Consider the following 16,729-nt stretch of genomic DNA (forward strand, 5'->3'; position numbering starts at 1 on the left):
CATGATAAATTACATCAAAAAGAGCCTTGCATTAAGTGCTGTGATAACAGGTGAAATGGCGACTGACGATTGCCAACGGCTTGAATCATTGAAAAATCGCTTAAAAGGTCAGTTCGGTGTTCCTGTGGGTGTACATATGACAGGTATTCCCTTAGCGATAAGTACCTTACTCACTATTTTTTGCTACGCTATGCTACAAGTTTCTGTCTGGATGTTGCTCTTTCGCCTGCTCGGCTTACCTGAATTTAAGGTAATGATGGGAGTATTCCTTGCAGCAGTGGTGTATTGCATGATTGTAATGAGCACGATGTTTTTAACGGCCAGAGGTTCCTTAACGGGATATAAACTGCATATTTCTGTCATTACACTGACCGGCTTGATGAGCATCGTGTATTTTATCTGGACATGGATTTCACTTTTATTCGGCTCTGTAGAGAATTACACACCGCAAATAACCTCACTATTAGGACTGGGATTTTTCGGCCTGAATATCGTGTGGATGAATACGTCAGTCTTTTACCGTTCAATTGCGCTAACGCTACATAATCGGGTGTGGCGTAAACAGTTGAAAATTGAGAACAGGCAAATGGCAGGGCTCAAACGTTGACAGCAAGCGTCAATTGAGGGACCAGCGTATAAAAGGTAAACGCCACGAAGGGGGATAAATCCCCTTTCCGCAGCCTTATTTTTTTCCTTTCATCCTGTTCTTACCCGCTTTTTTCCTCTCTGCTATACACTCTTACTAACGCTAAAAAAGGGAGCAGCGCGGATGGCAACCTATCAAGACAGTTTATTGATTCTCAATGGCAAAAGTGCGGGCAACGATCTGCTGCGTCAGGCAATTCAGGGTTTGCGTGACGACGGCGCGCGCATCCACGTAAGGGTAACATGGGAAAAAGGCGACGCGGCACGCTATATCAATGAAGCCCTCGGGCTTGGCGTCAACACCATCATTTCCGGCGGCGGCGATGGCACCATCAATGAGATCGCGTCAGCGCTGATCGACCTGCCCCCGGCAAACCGCCCGGTGATGGGTATTTTACCGCTCGGCACCGCCAATGATTTTGCCACCAGCGCTGGGATCCCCGAGGAGTTAGAGAAGGCGCTCCAGCTGGCGATCCTCGGCAAGGCCACCGCTGTGGATATTGCGCAGGTGAATGATAAAACCTGCTTTATCAATATGGCGACCGGCGGGTTTGGCACACGCATCACCAGCGAAACGCCGGAAAAGCTGAAGGCGGCGCTGGGCGGCGTGTCGTATCTCATCCACGGCCTGATGCGCATGGACACCCTCAAGCCTGACCGCTGCGAAATTCGGGGTGAGGATTTTCAGTGGCAGGGTGACGCGCTGGTGATTGGCATTGGCAATGGCCGCCAGGCAGGCGGCGGGCAGCAACTCTGCCCGGAGGCGCTGATCAATGACGGTCAGCTACAGCTGCGGATTTTCACGGGTGATGGCCTGCTGCCCGCGCTGTTTACCACGCTGACGCAGCCGGAAGAGAGTCCAAATATCATTGACGGGAAATCCGCATGGTTTGAGGTCAATGCACCGCACGGGATGACGTTTAACCTCGATGGAGAGCCGCTGAGCGGAACACAGTTCCGCATTGAGGTGTTGCCCGGCGCGCTGCAGTGTCGGCTGCCGCCGGACTGTGTGCTTTTGCGCTGATGTTTCACACGATGCGCGGTGATGCCCTCACCCCAACCCTCTCCCACAGGGAGAGGGAGATGGAGGCGTCAGGCAATCGTAACTTTACTGTCCAGATAGACGTCCTGAACCGCATTGATCAGCTTCACGCCGTCGGCCATCGATTTCTTAAACGCCTTACGGCCAAGGATCAGCCCCATGCCGCCCGCGCGTTTGTTGATAACCGCCGTACGCACCGCATCTGACAGGTCGGTATCACCGCCCGCCGCCCCGCCGGAGTTAATCAGCCCCGCACGGCCCATGTAGCAGTTCGCCAGCTGGTAGCGCACCAGGTCGATCGGGTTATCGCTGGTCAGCTTGCTGTAAACGCGGTCATCGGTATAGCCAAAGTTCACCGCTTTATAGCCGCCGTTATTCTCGGCCATTTTCTGCTTCACAATATCCGCGCCGATGGTCGCCGCCAGGTGGTTCGCCTGCCCGGTCAGGTCGGCCGACACGTGGTAATCCACGCCGTCTTTCTTGAACGCATTGTTGCGCAGATACGCCCACAGTACGGTGACCATGCCCAGCTCGTGCGCGCGTTCAAACGCCGCGGAGATCTCTTCAATCTGACGACGAGACTGCTCAGAACCGAAATAGATGGTCGCCCCTACCGCCACCGCCCCCATATTGAACGCCTGCTCGACGCTGGCGTAGAGGGTCTGGTCATATTCGGTAGGGTAGCTCAGAGTTTCGTTGTGGTTGAGCTTCACAAGGAACGGAATGCGGTGGGCATAGCGACGCGAAACCGAAGCCAGCACGCCGTAGGTGGAGGCTACACAGTTACAGCCCGCTTCAATCGCCAGCTCAACAATGTTCTTCGGATCGAAGTAGAGCGGATTCGCCGCGAAAGAGGCGCCCGCCGAGTGCTCAACGCCCTGGTCTACCGGCAGAATGGAGAGATACCCGGTGCCGCCGAGCCGTCCGGTGTTGTAGAGCGTCTGCATATTTCGCAGGACCGCAGGCGGACGGTTGTTATCGATCATCACGCGATCAACGTAGTCATGACCAGGCAGATACAGCTGGTCGGCTGGAATGGTCATACAACGATGCTGTAAAAGGCTGTCGGCGTCTTTGCCAAGCAACTGCGCAATATCAGTCATGTGATACTCCCGTAAGTCCGACGTCGTGTCGGTGTGTGTTTATCCAGTCCCATCTTTTATGGGCAGACTAAGCCTGGTACCGACTTAACAGATTTTCCACCCTTTGCATTTTTTTTCAGCACAATCTGCTGGCTCGATTCGTGTACAACAAAACTGTTACATTGATCAAACAATCGCCGCAAAGGTATTTAAAAGGTATTATTAAATGGTATGTTAAAGGCGTACCCTCTCTGACATGCAGGATTAAAAAATGAAAACGAAAGTCCAACTGTCATTCATGATGTTTGTTGAATGGTTTATCTGGGGCGCGTGGTTTGTGCCGCTGTGGCTGTGGCTGAGCAAAAGCGGTTTTACCGCCGGGGAAATTGGCTGGTCTTACGCCTGTACCGCTATTGCCGCTATCCTCTCACCGATTCTGGTCGGCTCGCTGACGGACCGCTTCTTCGCCGCACAGAAAGTGCTGGCGGTACTGATGTTCGCCGGCGCCATTCTGATGTACTTCGCCGCACAGCAAACCCAGTTCAGCACCTTCTTCCCGCTGCTGCTGGTTTACTCCCTGACCTATATGCCGACCATCGCGCTGACCAACAGCATTGCCTTCGCCAACGTGGATGACGTCGAGGCCGATTTCCCGCGTATCCGCGTGATGGGCACCATCGGCTGGATCGCCTCCGGGCTGGCGTGCGGATTCCTGCCGCAGATGCTGGGCTATAGCGATATTTCCGATACCAATATTCCGCTGCTGATGACCGCAGCCAGCTCAGCCCTGCTCGGCGTGTTTGCCCTGTTCCTGCCGAACACCCCGCCGAAGAGCACCGGCAAGCTGGACTTCAAGGTGATGCTGGGGCTGGACGCGCTGATCCTGCTGCGCGACAAAAACTTCCTGGTGTTCTTCTTCTGCTCGTTCCTGTTCGCCATGCCGCTGGCCTTCTACTACATCTTCGCTAACGGCTATCTCACCGAAGTGGGGATGAAAAACGCCACCGGCTGGATGACGCTCGGCCAGTTCTCCGAAATCTTCTTTATGCTGGCGCTGCCGTTCTTTACCAAACGCTTTGGTATTAAGAAGGTCTTACTGCTGGGTCTGATCACGGCCGCTATCCGCTACGGATTCTTCGTTTACGGCGGTGCAGAACAGTACTTTACCTACGCCCTGCTGTTCCTCGGCATTCTGCTGCACGGCGTGAGCTACGACTTCTACTACGTTACCGCGTATATCTACGTGGATAAAAAAGCGCCGGTGCACATGCGCACCGCCGCGCAGGGCCTGATTACGCTGTGCTGCCAGGGCTTTGGTAGCCTGCTGGGTTATCGCCTGGGCGGCGTGATGATGGAAAAAATGTTCGCATACAAAGAGCCGGTGAATGGGCCGACCTTCAACTGGGCCGGAATGTGGGCGTTTGGTGCAATCATGATTGCCGTGATTGCCGTGCTGTTTATGCTGTTTTTCCGCGAATCGGATAAAGAGATCACCGCAATTGAGGTGGTTGATGGCGATGCCGCGCTGACACAAGGGGAAGTTAAATGAAACAAGAACGTGTTCTCGGGGCCCTTTACGGGCAGGCGTTAGGGGATGCGATGGGCATGCCGTCGGAGCTGTGGCCGAGAAAGCGCGTCAAGGCCCACTTTGGCTGGATCGACCGCTTTTTACCCGGCCCGGCAGAGAATAATGCGGCCTGCTATTTCAAACAGGCAGAGTTCACCGACGATACCTCAATGGCGCTGTGCCTGGCGGACGCGATCGTCGAGTGCGACGGGGAGATTAACCCGGACGTTATCGGCAAGCATATCCTGAAATGGGCGCTCGACTTCGACGCGTTCAATAAGAACGTGCTCGGCCCGACCTCCAAAATTGCGCTTAACGCGATTCGCGACGGGAAGCCGGTCAGCGAACTGGAAAACAACGGCGTGACCAACGGGGCGGCGATGCGCGCCTCCCCGCTGGGCTGCCTGCTTCCGGCCACGCGTCTGGAACACTTTGTTGAGCAGGTGGCGCAGGCCTCCAGCCCGACCCATAAATCCGATCTCGCCATTGCCGGCGCGGTGGTGATTGCCTGGGCTATTTCGCGCGCCGTCGACGGCGAAAGCTGGCAGAACATCGTCGATGCCCTGCCGGGTATTGCCCGCTATGCGCAGGAGGCGAAAACCACCACCTTCAGCGCGTCGCTGGCGGCGCGTATTGAGCTGGCCCTTAAGACCGTGCGGGAAGCCAACGGGATTGAGTCTGCCAGCGAGCAGGTGTACCAGCTCGTGGGGGCCGGAACCAGCACCATTGAGTCCGTTCCGGCAGCCATTGCGATGGTCGAACTGGCGGGAACCGACCCGAACCGCTGCGCCATTTTATGCGCCAATCTGGGCGGCGATACCGACACCATTGGCGCAATGGCGACAGCCATCTGCGGCGCGCTCCACGGCGTGCAGGCGATTGACCCGGCGCTCAAAGCCGAACTCGACGCCGTCAACCGGCTCGATTTCGGCCACTATTGCGAGAAACTGCTGCACTTCAGGGAGCAAAGGGAGGGCGTATGAATGCATTTGCCCAACGTCTCGACAATCTGCACGCCACGCGCCCGGTGACGGTGCTGGGCGCAGCGGTGATTGACGTCATCGCCGACGCCTACGCCCTGCCCTGGCGCGGGTGCGATATCGAGCTCAAACAGCAGGGGGTGAATATCGGCGGCTGCGCGCTGAACATTGCCATCGCCCTGAAACGGCTCGGCATTACGGCGCAAAACGCCCTGCCCGTCGGCCACGGCGTGTGGGCGGACATCATTCGCAACGCCATGGCGAAGCAGGATCTGCACAGCGCCATTGAGGCCGAAAACGGCGATAACGGCTGGTGCCTCGCGCTGGTGGAGCCAGACGGCGAGCGCACCTTTATGTCCTTTAGCGGCGTGGAGAACCAGTGGCAGCAGCGCTGGCTTGATGTGCTTAATATCCCGTCGAACAGCCTGGTCTATTTGTCCGGCTATCAGTTGGCATCGCCCAGCGGCGAGCTGCTGACAGGCTGGCTGGAGAGGTTGCCGGACGTGACGGCCTTTATCGATTTCGGTCCCCGCATCGCGGATATTCCTGACGCGCTGATGACGCGAATTATGGCCTGCAGGCCGATTGTGTCGCTTAATCGTCAGGAAGCGGAGATCGCAGCCGAGCGACTGGGTGTCACGGCTGAAGATCTGGGTGCGGAGTGGCCGCTGCGTTTCGGTGCCGCGCTGATTGTGCGGCATGATAAAGACGGCGCCGCGTGGTATGACGGTAAGACCTCGGGCGTTGTTCCGGCGTTCCCGGCGACGGTTGTGGACACCATTGGCGCTGGCGACAGCCACGCGGGCGGCACGCTTGCCGGGCTGGCGGCGGGATGGTCACTGGCAGACGCCGTTCTGCTGGGGAATGCCGTGGCGTCCTGGGTAGTCAGCCACCGAGGCGGAGATTGCGCCCCGACTCGCGACGAATTACTCCTCGCACACAAAGACGTATAGATCGCTGCGACAGTAGCTGATGCTGTACTCAATCGGCCGGTGCTGCTGGTCAAGCGCGACCTGCTTGATCACCAGCACCGGTATTTTTTCGTCCATCTTAATGTGCGCCTGAAACTCGCTGTCCGGCATGCGGGCGCTCACCCTTGAGCGGGTGCGCTGCGGGAAGATATTCTGGCTGCGGAAGTAGTCGTAGAGCGAAATGCCAATCGCATCCGGGTCGGGAATTAACCCGACCGGGACCCAGGACTCTTCAATGGACACCGCATCGTCATCCACATAGCGAATGCGCTTGAGCAAAAAGACCTCGCTGTCCGGGGAGATCGACAGGTGGTCCGCCACCTCTTCAGGGCACTTCACCACCCGCTTATTGACCCATAACGTATTGGGCTTTTGACCGCGAAGCACCACCTGCTGGGAAAAGCCGCGCGCCTCTTTAAGCGAATATTCAAAGATGTTGTTGATTTGCGTGCCATAGCCACGGGAACGCGTCACCACGCCCTCTTCCTCCAGCGCCTGCATCGCTTTTCGCACGGTAATGCGCGACACCCCGGTTAACTGGCTCAGATCGCGCTCGCCGGGCAAAATATTCCCGTGCTCCAGCATGCCGCTGCGCACCGCGTTTTTTACCGTTTCGGCAAATTTCAGGTACAGCGGCGTGTTATCGGGCGCGGCGATCCGTTCATTCAGTTGAGCGATTAACCGGGTATGCGCTTGTTCCATCTCTGTTTTCTCAGGCGTGGTGTTTCCTGCAAGTATACTGGGTTACCACCATGCATGAAAATGATGAACCGGCCCAATACCGTGACCCACTTCCAGAGTATCGGCTTTCGCCAGCGCCGCCGAGAGCCAGGTTTTCGCTTCGCGCACCGTATCGGCCCAGCCGTCATGCCGTGGACGCAGCGCCGCCAGCGCGGCCGAAAGCGTACAGCCCGTGCCGTGGGTATTTTTGGTCTGCACGCGCGGCGCGGTAAAGCGCACTTCGCCGTCGCGGGTGAAAAGCCAGTCCGGGCTTTCCGCGTCATCCAGATGCCCGCCCTTCATCAGCACCGCACCGCAGCCCATTGCCAGCAGCGCGTTCCCCTGCGCTTTCATCTCACGTTCCGTTTGCGCGTGCGATGTGCCTAACAGCGCGGCGGCTTCCGGCAGATTGGGGGTGATAAGCGCCACCTGCGGCAGCAGCTTTTTACGCAGGGTTTCCACGGCAGAGGCAGAGAGCAGCGGGTCGCCGCTTTTTGCCAGCATGACGGTATCCAGCACCACGTTTTGCACCGCATAACGCTTAAGCCGCTCGGCCACCGCTTCAACAATGTCCGTCTCGGCCAGCATGCCGATTTTAGTGGTATCAATGCGCACGTCGCTGAATACCGAATCCAACTGTGCGGCAACAAAATCCGGCTCAATACGGTAGACCGACTGTACACCGCGCGTGTTTTGCGCCACCAGCGCGGTAATGACCGAGCAGCCGTACGCGCCAAGGGCCGAGAAGGTTTTCAGGTCAGCCTGGATGCCCGCGCCGCCGCTGGGATCGGTGCCGGCAATGGTCAGGGCATTAATCCGCTTCATGCTTGCTCCTCCAGCGTGTAGAGCGCGTCGAGGAACGCGCTGGCAAAACTGCCCGGGCCACGCGACTGCGCAACGGCCACCGTTCCAGCCCGCTTCATCCATCCGCAGGCAGCAGCGATATTATCCAGACGGTCGCCCGGCAGCGAGCAGCTCGCCGCGACGACGGCGGAGAGAGCGCACCCGGTGCCCACCACGCGCGTCATAAGCGGGTCACCACCGGTTACCGTTCGGGTGCGTTGTCCGTCAGTGATGTAATCCACCTCACCGGTGACGACCACAACGGCATTGGTCTGGCGGGCCAGCGCCTGAGCAGCGGGCACCGCGCTGGCGGCGGTATCGGTCGTATCGACGCCGCGCCCGCCTGCGCTCATTCCGGCAAGAGCAAGGATTTCTGAGGCATTGCCGCGAATGGCCGCCGGTTTCAGGGCAAGAATTTGATGGCAAAAACGGGTACGGAACGCGAGCGCGCCAACGGCAACCGGGTCCAGCGTCCAGGGTTTGCCTGCCGCCACCGCGCTTTCTATTGCCCGACGCATCGACTGGGCGCGCGGCGCGGTCAGCGTGCCAACGTTAACCAGCAGCGCATCGGCTATCGCGGCAAACTGCTCGGCCTCTTCGGCCTCGATCACCATCGCCGGTGATGCGCCAAGCGCCAGCAAAACGTTGGCCGTAAAGGTCTGTACAACATCGTTGGTCATACAATGGGTCAGTGGAGAACGGGTTCGGAAGTGGTGTAAAACGTGTAAATCGAGCAGGTCAGGCTGCATGGGTTCGCTCCTGCCTTGCGTGAAGAAGCGATGACCGGGAAGGCATCTGACTTCCCTACGCTGGCATTATCCAGATCAGGTAATACGGGTATTTCTCAGCCTTCACAAAGAAGGGCACCCCGAGTCAAAGTACTTTTAAAACAATGATTTATTGAAAATCTATGTCGTAATTTAGTGTAACCGGGGCCACAGGCCAGGCGCAAGAGGTTTCGATTTATCAAGGCAGCGATCGCGTGATGAATCTCCCTAAACACTTTTTCGCTAGTCTCTTCAACATAAATATTTTTTCCTGGTATATCCCGGAACAAAAATGACCTCATTTCATTTTCATTCGAAGCAGAATGGATATTCGATAATAAATAATCGGCAATAATATATAAATTTACATAAACTGTTATCTGTATTTTTAATGATTTCTCACCCAAACACTTAAACATATTTAATGTATAGATATTTTATTTCTCATTTCTCCTCCATTCATTACAAATATCTAACTCGTTGTAATATATAATTATCTATCCCAACCCTTCTTAATCGACTCGTTTAGCTATTCCTGCTGTTTATGATCCAGATCAATAATCAAAATTACACATTCATAGATAGTTACTACACGTTACGAAATAAGTTATCAAACCAAAATTTTCAACGTAAATCGTGAATTAATTCAGATATAACAAGACGTTGTATCTTCCCGCCAGGATAGCGCCCTAACTTTATTTTTTGCATTGATGATGAGAGCTTTCAAATGAGATTTTTAAATAAATCAACTATCGCTGTTGTATTTGGTGTTGTGTTTGCTAATACAGATAATGCTGCTGCATTTAATGTTACTTCTGATCAAGACAACATTACGATTATTGGTACACAAGGTGCCGGTTATGATCTGGATTTAATGGCCAACAAGGTTATTACGAATCAAAACGATATCACAGGTTTAAAAACTGAAAATACTGATCAATGGAATGCAATTAGCGCCGCTGATAACCTTGCTGGTAGTGCTAAAACTGATGCTCAAACTGCTAACACTAATGCTCTTGCTGCTGATGCAAAAGCTACTACTGCTAATACTATAGCGACATCGGCTAAAGCCGCTGCTGATCATGCTGAAATCACCGCCACCAATGCGAACAACAAAGCAGATGCTAATACACAAGCGCTTGCAAGTAAGGTCGATAAAAGCATTTTCAAAGCCGATCAGGATAGACAAGATCACGCCCTCCAGGACGCCTCTGACAAAGCGACTCAGGCATTTAATACGGGCGCTTATGCGCAATCTTTAGCTGTAGATGCACAAACGGTAGCCGCAGCGAATAAAGCTGCTGTTGCTAACGTCTAGTCACGCCAGCAAACACAAGAAGCGACGATTCAGAATCACAGCGCACAATTAGCGAATCATGAATCACGTATTACGTCGTTAGAGAATCAAAATAACGCTAAGTTCTCTTCTCTGGAGAATCAGCAGAATGAGGATCGCAAGGAATATCGTGCTGGTATCGCTGGCGCTGCTTCTCTTGCTGGTTTGCATTACGTTGATACAGATAACGCGGTTGCCGTCGGCGCTGCCAACTTCAAAGATGCGCAAGGTTATGCAATCGGCTACCGTCATAAGTTCGCTGAGAATGTAGCCGCTACCCTCTCTACATCAGGTACATCCAACGGTGATGAAATTGTTGCGGCGTCCGCATCTTACGGATGGTGATGTTACAGAATTAAAATAAAATGCCAGCGAACCGCCAGTAAGCTAAAAAAACTCGCACATGAGTTTTAATTAGCTGGCTATAACTCTATACAATGCTGCTCGCAAAGAAAATGACAAAGTACATTTTTATTTCCGCTGTTCTATATCTCACTTTTATTTTATTAGGGATATGGATTGGATTGATGTTAGGCACTTATATTTATAATTGTAATTACTGAGGCAATAATGAAAAAGTTAATGATGATAGCGGCTGTATTATCTCTTGCTGCGTGTTCCTCACCTGCTCAACGGATGGCGGATTGTCAAAGCAAGGGAGTTAGTAAAGATGCTTGTTATATAGCAGAGCAAAACCGCACTACAGCCATTAACGCTGCTGCTGAAAAACAGGCTTTGGAGAATGCTGCTCAACTTGCACAATCAGCACATAAGCATCTTCCTGAAGGCTGCACTCAGGTTAAGGATGCTGCGGGTCGTTGTGAGAGCAAGCCTGCCAAAGCAAGCGGCGATTTTAAACAGTTTTCAGGTGAAGCGGATCGCATTATGAATAAGCCAATCTCTGATGCTGCTGAATATCTGCTTTCGAAAGGCTGGAAGCCAAATAAGGGTTCATGGCACAAGGGTGGCTATATTATGCAGCTGGTTGTCGAAAAAGAGAGAGTTGTAAACGCACAATTATCAAAAATGTGATCTTAGCACAACCCTACCACCTGATAAGATTTACGTAGCCCCATTTGTATGGGGCTTTATTTTAGCTCGTGCCTAAATATAAATTTACTCTAACTGCCAGGCCCCGCCATGGATAAGCGACGCTCCCCCCGCCCAGGCAAACAACGCCAGCTCGCGGCCGTCTGCATCAGGATAAATACGGCAGCTGAGGCACGCCTCACCCTCGTTAACAAACACTTCAACGGAAGAGCAGTCAAAGAACAGGCGCAGGTTCAGCATGTCGTTCAGGTTAAGCGCGACGCTTCGGGTACCGCACAAGCCATACTGCGGATAGTGACGCTCCAGCACCAGGCGCTGCATCTGGACATCAACATAGATGCGTAGCCCGTCGCCGAGACGAATGCCGTATTGCTCCGCGCTGCTGTTCGCGCAATCCCATTGCAGAGTGACCTCCATCGCATCGCAGTATTCCACCAGCGTCATCTGCTGGTTATTAAGCGTAGTTATCGGCCAGGGGAACCACGCCCCGCGCAGGGTTTCAACTTCTCTGGCCGGCCGCATTTGCAGATGATTATCCGCACTCAGCGTCAGCTCGCGAGGTAAGGAGAGCATGCCTGCCCAGCCATCCTCCTGTTCCGGCAGAGGTGATTCCCACATGTCCAGCCAGCCGATAACAATGCGGCGGCCATCGGGCGTCAGGAAGCTTTGCGGCGCATAGAAATCATGCCCGTAATCCATCTCTACAAATTCACCTTCACGCACAAAGGGCTGGCCGGGCTGCCATTCACCTACCAGATACCCGCTCTGGAAAAGATTACGGTTTTTGAATCCGTCCGCCGCCAGCCCCTGAGGAGAGAACATCAGCACGCGTTTACCATTAAGGGTGAAAAAGTCCGGACATTCCCACATATAACCCATCTCTTTTTCAGCCACCGCGAGCACGCCCCTGTCCTGCCACTCTCGCAGATCGGCAGACCGGTACGCACGCACCTGGCCCGTATCACCCTCTCGCGCGCCAACGACCATGTACCACCACTCCCCTTCACGCCATACTTTCGGATCGCGGAAGTGATGCAGTCCAGGCGGTGTGTCAATGACGGTCCCGTGCCGCACAAAGTGGATGCCGTCACGGCTGGTTGCCAGGCACTGAACCTGGTAGAGATTAGCCTCATCGCCGGGATCGCCGTGGAATTTGTGGCCGGTGTAGATCAGCGCCAGCGTGTCGCCATCCACCACCGCTGAGCCAGAAAAACAGCCGTCCTTGTCGTCTGGTCCTTCCGGTGCCAGCGCAACCGGGAGGTGTTCCCAGTGAACTAAATCTTTGCTGCGCGCATGGCCCCAGTGCATCGGCCCCCACTGGGTCGAATACGGATGATGCTGATAAAAGGCGTGATACCAGCCGCCAAACCAGACCAGGCCATTCGGATCGTTCATCCAGCCGGCACGCGCGGCGAGGTGGTAACGCGGATACCAGCGCAGGTTAAGCCCTTCGCGTCCGGACTGCAGTTCCTGTTCTGCTTTTGTAATGGAATACGTCATTTCTCTACTCTTTAATCAGATAGTGGAAGGTTGCGGCATGAGCGGGTCAGAAGAGGACTTACCCGAGCGCAACAGGAAGATGGAGATAAACGTGGTGCTGAAAACTAACAACCCCATGATGAGATAGGACTGGGCAAAGCCGTATTTCTCATAGCTGTAGCCGGCCAGCGGCGACAGTACCGAGGCAATCACCGAGCTTGTACAGGCAAAGCCCACCAGATAGAGGGTGGAAGAGAGCCGCTTATCAAAATGCAGGCTGTTGTATTTAAAGATGGAGACCAGCAAAACGGGCAGTTCAACCGCGTGCAATAGCTTGGTAATGGAGATCAATACCGGCCCCTCAACCAGACCCGATGCCACCATACGCATCGCCATCACCATTCCGGCGAAAATCAGGCCGTTTTTCGCACCGAGGCGATTCACCAGCCACGGGGCGCAAAACATGCCCGCCGCCTCCAGGAAAACCTGGAAGGAGTTGAGATAGCCGTACATGGCGTTCCCTTCCTGTAACGTCGGAAACTGTGAGGAGAAATAGACAGGGAACTGCTGGTCATAAACGCCATAAATACAGGTGCCGATAACGAAAAACACCAGCGCCCAGAAGCGCGGCAGCGTCAGCAGGCGCAAAGCATCCTCCAGCGTAACCTTACCGCCGGACACCGCCTCCTGCATGGCGTGCGGAGCGGAAGAGACCCTGAGGCGCGCCAGCAACACAAAAAACGCCAGCCCGGCGCAGCTCGCCACCGCGAAGTTCAGCTTCGGATTAATGTTGAACAGGAGCCCTGCAAAAAAGGTTGCCGCCGCCCAGCCCAGCGATCCCCACATCCTCGCCTTGCCAAACTCGAACTGGCTCTGGCGGGCCACGCGCTCGGTGTAGGACTCCAGAACACCTATTCCGCCGTTAAACGTCAGCCCGATATAAACCCCGCCGAAAATACTGCCGAGTAATACGTTAATTTGCAGCAGATAACCAAACAGCAGGAAGGCCGGACCGGAAAGAATGAGCAGGCTGGTCAGAAACCAGAGCAGGTTTTTGCGCAGACCGAGCTTGTCCTGAATGAATCCATAGCAGATTTGAGCAAAAAGCGCGGAGACGGAAAGCACGGCATAGATAACGCCGGTATCCCCCGCTTTTAAGCCCACTTCCTGATGAAGCCAGATGGAGAGTAGCGAGCCGGAAGATGACCAGGTGACAAAAAAGAAAAACAGTAATGCGCTCAGTAAAGGGTAGCTGTGAGAGCGATGCGTTTTCATCATGACATTCTCATGTTGGAGTAATGACACAATGGTAACGTTAACATTGATTTTTTCTCATGCTGTTTGGTGAAGATTTAAGATGTTAATCACGAAAGTTAACGTTAACATCAAGAGAATGAGATCGCGATCAAATATTCATCACGGAGGTAAGCCTGACCTGGCATGTGCATCAGCCTTCCTTTTACATCAGCGACTTAGTTGTATACCCTTTCACACAGAGCATTAACGGAGTAAGAAAATGGCTTCCCTGAAGGACGTCGCAAAGCTGGCTAACGTATCGCTGATGACGGTCTCCCGTGCGCTGAACAGCCCGGAGCGCCTTAAGCCGGAAACGCTGGCGCGCGTTCAGCTGGCTATCGAGCAAACCAGCTACGTGCCCGATCTTTCCGCCAAGAAAATTCGCGGCGCGCATGCCTCGCCTAAAACCATAGGCGTACTGGCGCTCGATACGGTGACGACGCCTTTCTCGGTGGAGATCACGCTGTCGATTGAAGAGACGGCCAGAATGCACGGCTGGAACAGCTTCGTGATGAATATGTTTACCGATGACAACCCGGACGCCATTGTCGACCTTCTCCTTTCTCATCGGCCTGACGGAATTATCTACACCACCATGGGGTTACGTCAGGTTCCTCTCCCGGCCAAACTCCTCACCCTTCCCTGCGTGCTGGCCAACTGCGAAAGTGACGGCGAAAAGGTCGCCAGCTATATTCCCGATGATGAACAGGGGCAGTATACCGCCGTACGGGCGTTACTCGCGGAGGGTTATCGACGCCCTCTCTGCCTGCATTTGCCTGAGGGGCATCTGGCCACAACCCGACGTCGTCAGGGGCTGGAACGTGCATGCCGTGAAGCGGGACTCGACCCGCACAGCCTGGCGCACAGCTATATGGCGCTCGGCGATGAGCACTATCGTGACATTCCGTCAGTATTGCTGGCGCACATGCAGAATGGCATTCCCCGGTTCGACTCCGTTATCTGCGGCAACGACCGTATCGCGTTTATGGTCTATCAGACGCTGCTGGCGCAAGGGCTTCGCATACCGGAAGATGTCGCGGTAATCGGCTATGACAATATGGTGGGTATTGGGGAGCTGTTCCTGCCTCCTCTCACGACGGTTCAACTGCCACACTATGAAATTGGTCGCCTGAGCGCCATGCATATTATTAACGGTGAAGAGCATCAGAACACCATGCGCGTTGAAAGTCCTTTTTTGATGCGTGATTCCGTTGTGCATGCATCATGAGCACCGCTTTTTGCACATGACGCAGGAATAGAGACAGCCAGCCTCCTTTTTGCCATTCGATGGCACGTTTTGTCACACTCTTTTCTGCGACCGTACACGCCGGACAAACAGCCTGTAACAGGCTGTTTTTATTTGGCATAAAATGCAATTTTCATTTTAAAAATGGGGATATTTTCTCCCCACAGCCCCGTGTCACAAAACAGTAAACAAATTAACCATTGAGCCCCGTGGCAAAAGGCTCTATATTGGCGGCGTTTTTTTCAGGCCCCCATCTGTTTTTTAACTTTTTATTCAATCGTGGCTCATAACGAAGCGGCGGTTGTAGGAGTGATATGATGACGGATAAAGTCCGTATTGACACCGTAGATGCCCACAAAAGCAACGAAACCTATCTGGCCCGTCAGGCCGAGTTTGAATCTAACGTCAGGAGTTATCCGCGCAAACTGCCTTTAGCCATCACTAAAGCAGAAGGCGTGTGGATCACCGATGCAGATAATAAAGAATACCTTGACTGTTTAGCAGGCGCAGGGACCCTTGCGCTTGGCCATAACCATCCTGATGTGCTGAAAAGCATCCAAAATGTCATTACCAGCGGCTTGCCGTTACATACTCTGGATCTGACGACGCCTCTGAAAGACGCGTTTTCTGAATACCTGCTCTCTCTGCTGCCTGGTCAGGGCAAAGAGTACTGCCTGCAGTTCACCGGTCCATCCGGTGCTGACGCCGTTGAAGCGGCGCTGAAGCTGGCGAAAAAAGTGACCGGTCGTAGCGGTATCATCAGCTTCTCTGGTGGTTACCACGGTATGACCCACGGCGCGCTGTCCGTGACCGGCAACCTGTCTCCGAAAGAAGCGGTTGACGGTATGATGCCAGAAGTGCAGTTCATGCCTTACCCACACGAATACCGCTGCCCGCTGGGTATCGGTGGTGAAGCGGGCGTGAAAGCGCTGACGTACTACTTCGATAACCTTATCAACGACGTTGAAAGCGGCGTGCGTAAGCCTGCTGCGGTGATCCTGGAAGCGGTTCAGGGCGAAGGCGGCGTGAACCCGGCTCCGGCTGAGTGGCTGCAGCGCATCCGTAAAGTGACTCAGGAACACGGCATTCTGCTGATCCTCGACGAAGTTCAGGCTGGCTTTGCCCGTACCGGTAAATTCTTCGCCTTCGAACACGCTGGCATTGAGCCAGACATCATCGTGATGTCTAAAGCCGTCGGTGGCGGTCTGCCGCTGGCCGTGCTCGGTATCAAAAAGCAGTTCGATGCATGGGCACCAGGTCACCACACCGGTACCTTCCGCGGCAACCAGCTGGCGATGGCAACCGGTCTGACGACGCTGAAAATCCTGAAAGACCAGAACATCGCAGGCAAAGTGGCTGCACAGGGCGAATGGCTGAAAGGCCAGCTGAAAGAAATGGCGAAGCGCTACCCGGTGATTGGTCACGTTCGCGGTCTGGGCATGATGATCGGTATTGAGATCGTTAAGCCACACGAAGCGGCTGACCACATGGGCTGCTTCCCTGGCGACGGCGAGCTGTCTGCACTGATTCAGAAGAAGTGCTTCGAAGCCGGTCTGATTCTGGAGCGCGGTGGCCGTAACGGTATCGTTCTGCGTCTGCTGCCGTCTCTGCTGATCAGCGACGAAGAGCTGAAAATCTTCCTGGATAAATTTGAGCAGGCACTGCTTGCTGCGGGCGTTCGCCCGGCGTAACCGGAGTTGTTGAT

16 protein-coding genes and 1 riboswitch are annotated in these 16,729 nt (G+C 54.3%); of the genes, 10 read left to right on the top strand and 6 right to left on the bottom strand.

The window, feature by feature from the left end:
* Window position 1 precedes the first annotated feature (1 nt).
* Window positions 2-607 carry a hypothetical protein gene (locus AC0TOY_RS05195; RefSeq protein WP_148769703.1) on the top strand — a complete coding sequence of 202 codons (606 nt, stop codon included), beginning with the start codon at window positions 2-4 and terminating at the stop codon, window positions 605-607.
* A gap of 162 nt (window positions 608-769) precedes the next feature.
* Window positions 770-1,669, top strand: coding sequence for a lipid kinase YegS (yegS, locus tag AC0TOY_RS05200; protein ID WP_032646512.1), 900 nt, complete (start codon window positions 770-772; stop codon window positions 1,667-1,669).
* A gap of 68 nt (window positions 1,670-1,737) precedes the next feature.
* Here yegS and fbaB read toward each other — a convergent pair whose 3' ends face one another.
* Window positions 1,738-2,790, bottom strand: coding sequence for a class I fructose-bisphosphate aldolase (fbaB, locus tag AC0TOY_RS05205; RefSeq protein WP_023312424.1), 1,053 nt, complete (start codon window positions 2,788-2,790; stop codon window positions 1,738-1,740).
* Between the two features lie 250 nt (window positions 2,791-3,040).
* Here fbaB and AC0TOY_RS05210 point away from each other — a divergent pair, with 250 nt between their 5' ends.
* Genes AC0TOY_RS05210 through AC0TOY_RS05220 form a run of 3 tightly spaced genes read left to right on the top strand, consistent with a single transcriptional unit; the run spans window position 3,041 to window position 6,269 of the window.
* A complete protein-coding gene (locus AC0TOY_RS05210; protein WP_473721572.1) occupies window positions 3,041-4,318 on the top strand; it encodes a nucleoside permease in 1,278 nt (425 codons plus the stop codon).
* Window positions 4,315-5,319 carry an ADP-ribosylglycohydrolase family protein gene (locus AC0TOY_RS05215; RefSeq protein ID WP_090419583.1) on the top strand — a complete coding sequence of 335 codons (1,005 nt, stop codon included), beginning with the start codon at window positions 4,315-4,317 and terminating at the stop codon, window positions 5,317-5,319. The genes AC0TOY_RS05210 and AC0TOY_RS05215 overlap by 4 nt, the downstream gene beginning before the upstream one ends.
* A complete protein-coding gene (locus AC0TOY_RS05220) occupies window positions 5,316-6,269 on the top strand; it encodes a PfkB family carbohydrate kinase (protein ID WP_473721573.1) in 954 nt (317 codons plus the stop codon). The genes AC0TOY_RS05215 and AC0TOY_RS05220 overlap by 4 nt, the downstream gene beginning before the upstream one ends.
* On the opposite strand, the gene AC0TOY_RS05225 is transcribed toward AC0TOY_RS05220, so the two are convergent.
* Genes AC0TOY_RS05225 through thiM form a run of 3 tightly spaced genes read right to left on the bottom strand, consistent with a single transcriptional unit; the run spans window position 6,243 to window position 8,599 of the window.
* Window positions 6,243-6,989, bottom strand: coding sequence for a GntR family transcriptional regulator (locus AC0TOY_RS05225; RefSeq protein WP_048992474.1), 747 nt, complete (start codon window positions 6,987-6,989; stop codon window positions 6,243-6,245). The genes AC0TOY_RS05220 and AC0TOY_RS05225 overlap by 27 nt on opposite strands.
* Before the next feature lie 42 nt (window positions 6,990-7,031).
* The gene (thiD, locus tag AC0TOY_RS05230; protein WP_473721574.1) at window positions 7,032-7,832 is read right to left on the bottom strand and encodes a bifunctional hydroxymethylpyrimidine kinase/phosphomethylpyrimidine kinase; all 801 of its coding nucleotides are present in this window, start codon (window positions 7,830-7,832) and stop codon (window positions 7,032-7,034) included.
* Window positions 7,829-8,599 carry a hydroxyethylthiazole kinase gene (thiM, locus tag AC0TOY_RS05235; protein ID WP_157189453.1) on the bottom strand — a complete coding sequence of 257 codons (771 nt, stop codon included), beginning with the start codon at window positions 8,597-8,599 and terminating at the stop codon, window positions 7,829-7,831. The genes thiD and thiM overlap by 4 nt, the downstream gene beginning before the upstream one ends.
* 35 nt (window positions 8,600-8,634) lie before the next feature.
* Window positions 8,635-8,731, bottom strand: a riboswitch (TPP riboswitch).
* A 613-nt stretch (window positions 8,732-9,344) separates the two neighbouring features.
* Between thiM and AC0TOY_RS05240 the strand changes: the two genes are divergently transcribed.
* From AC0TOY_RS05240 to AC0TOY_RS05250, 3 genes are all read left to right on the top strand, one after another.
* Window positions 9,345-9,935, top strand: coding sequence for a hypothetical protein (locus tag AC0TOY_RS05240; protein WP_473721575.1), 591 nt, complete (start codon window positions 9,345-9,347; stop codon window positions 9,933-9,935).
* 183 nt (window positions 9,936-10,118) lie between these two features.
* Window positions 10,119-10,298 (top strand): YadA C-terminal domain-containing protein, encoded by a 180-nt coding sequence (locus tag AC0TOY_RS05245; protein ID WP_420921610.1) that lies wholly within the window; start codon window positions 10,119-10,121, stop codon window positions 10,296-10,298.
* Window positions 10,299-10,523: 225 nt separating this feature from the next.
* On the top strand, window positions 10,524-10,985 hold the full coding sequence (locus AC0TOY_RS05250) for a hypothetical protein (RefSeq protein WP_473721576.1): 462 nt from the start codon (window positions 10,524-10,526) through the stop codon (window positions 10,983-10,985).
* An 84-nt stretch (window positions 10,986-11,069) separates the two neighbouring features.
* On the opposite strand, the gene AC0TOY_RS05255 is transcribed toward AC0TOY_RS05250, so the two are convergent.
* Together AC0TOY_RS05255 and AC0TOY_RS05260 are read right to left on the bottom strand one after the other, a co-directional pair.
* Complete coding sequence (locus AC0TOY_RS05255) at window positions 11,070-12,503, bottom strand: glycoside hydrolase family 32 protein (RefSeq protein ID WP_473721577.1); 1,434 nt, start codon at window positions 12,501-12,503, stop codon at window positions 11,070-11,072.
* Between the two features lie 15 nt (window positions 12,504-12,518).
* The gene (locus AC0TOY_RS05260) at window positions 12,519-13,760 is read right to left on the bottom strand and encodes an oligosaccharide MFS transporter (RefSeq protein ID WP_473721578.1); all 1,242 of its coding nucleotides are present in this window, start codon (window positions 13,758-13,760) and stop codon (window positions 12,519-12,521) included.
* Window positions 13,761-13,998: 238 nt separating this feature from the next.
* Between AC0TOY_RS05260 and AC0TOY_RS05265 the strand changes: the two genes are divergently transcribed.
* Together AC0TOY_RS05265 and AC0TOY_RS05270 are read left to right on the top strand one after the other, a co-directional pair.
* Window positions 13,999-15,006, top strand: coding sequence for a LacI family DNA-binding transcriptional regulator (locus tag AC0TOY_RS05265; RefSeq protein ID WP_148769712.1), 1,008 nt, complete (start codon window positions 13,999-14,001; stop codon window positions 15,004-15,006).
* Window positions 15,007-15,338: 332 nt separating this feature from the next.
* Entirely contained in the window at window positions 15,339-16,715 is a 1,377-nt protein-coding gene (locus AC0TOY_RS05270) for a diaminobutyrate--2-oxoglutarate transaminase (RefSeq protein WP_014884533.1), read from the top strand.
* The last annotated feature ends 14 nt before the right edge of the window (window positions 16,716-16,729 follow it).

Source organism: Enterobacter sp. PL_is379 (assembly GCF_055817355.1).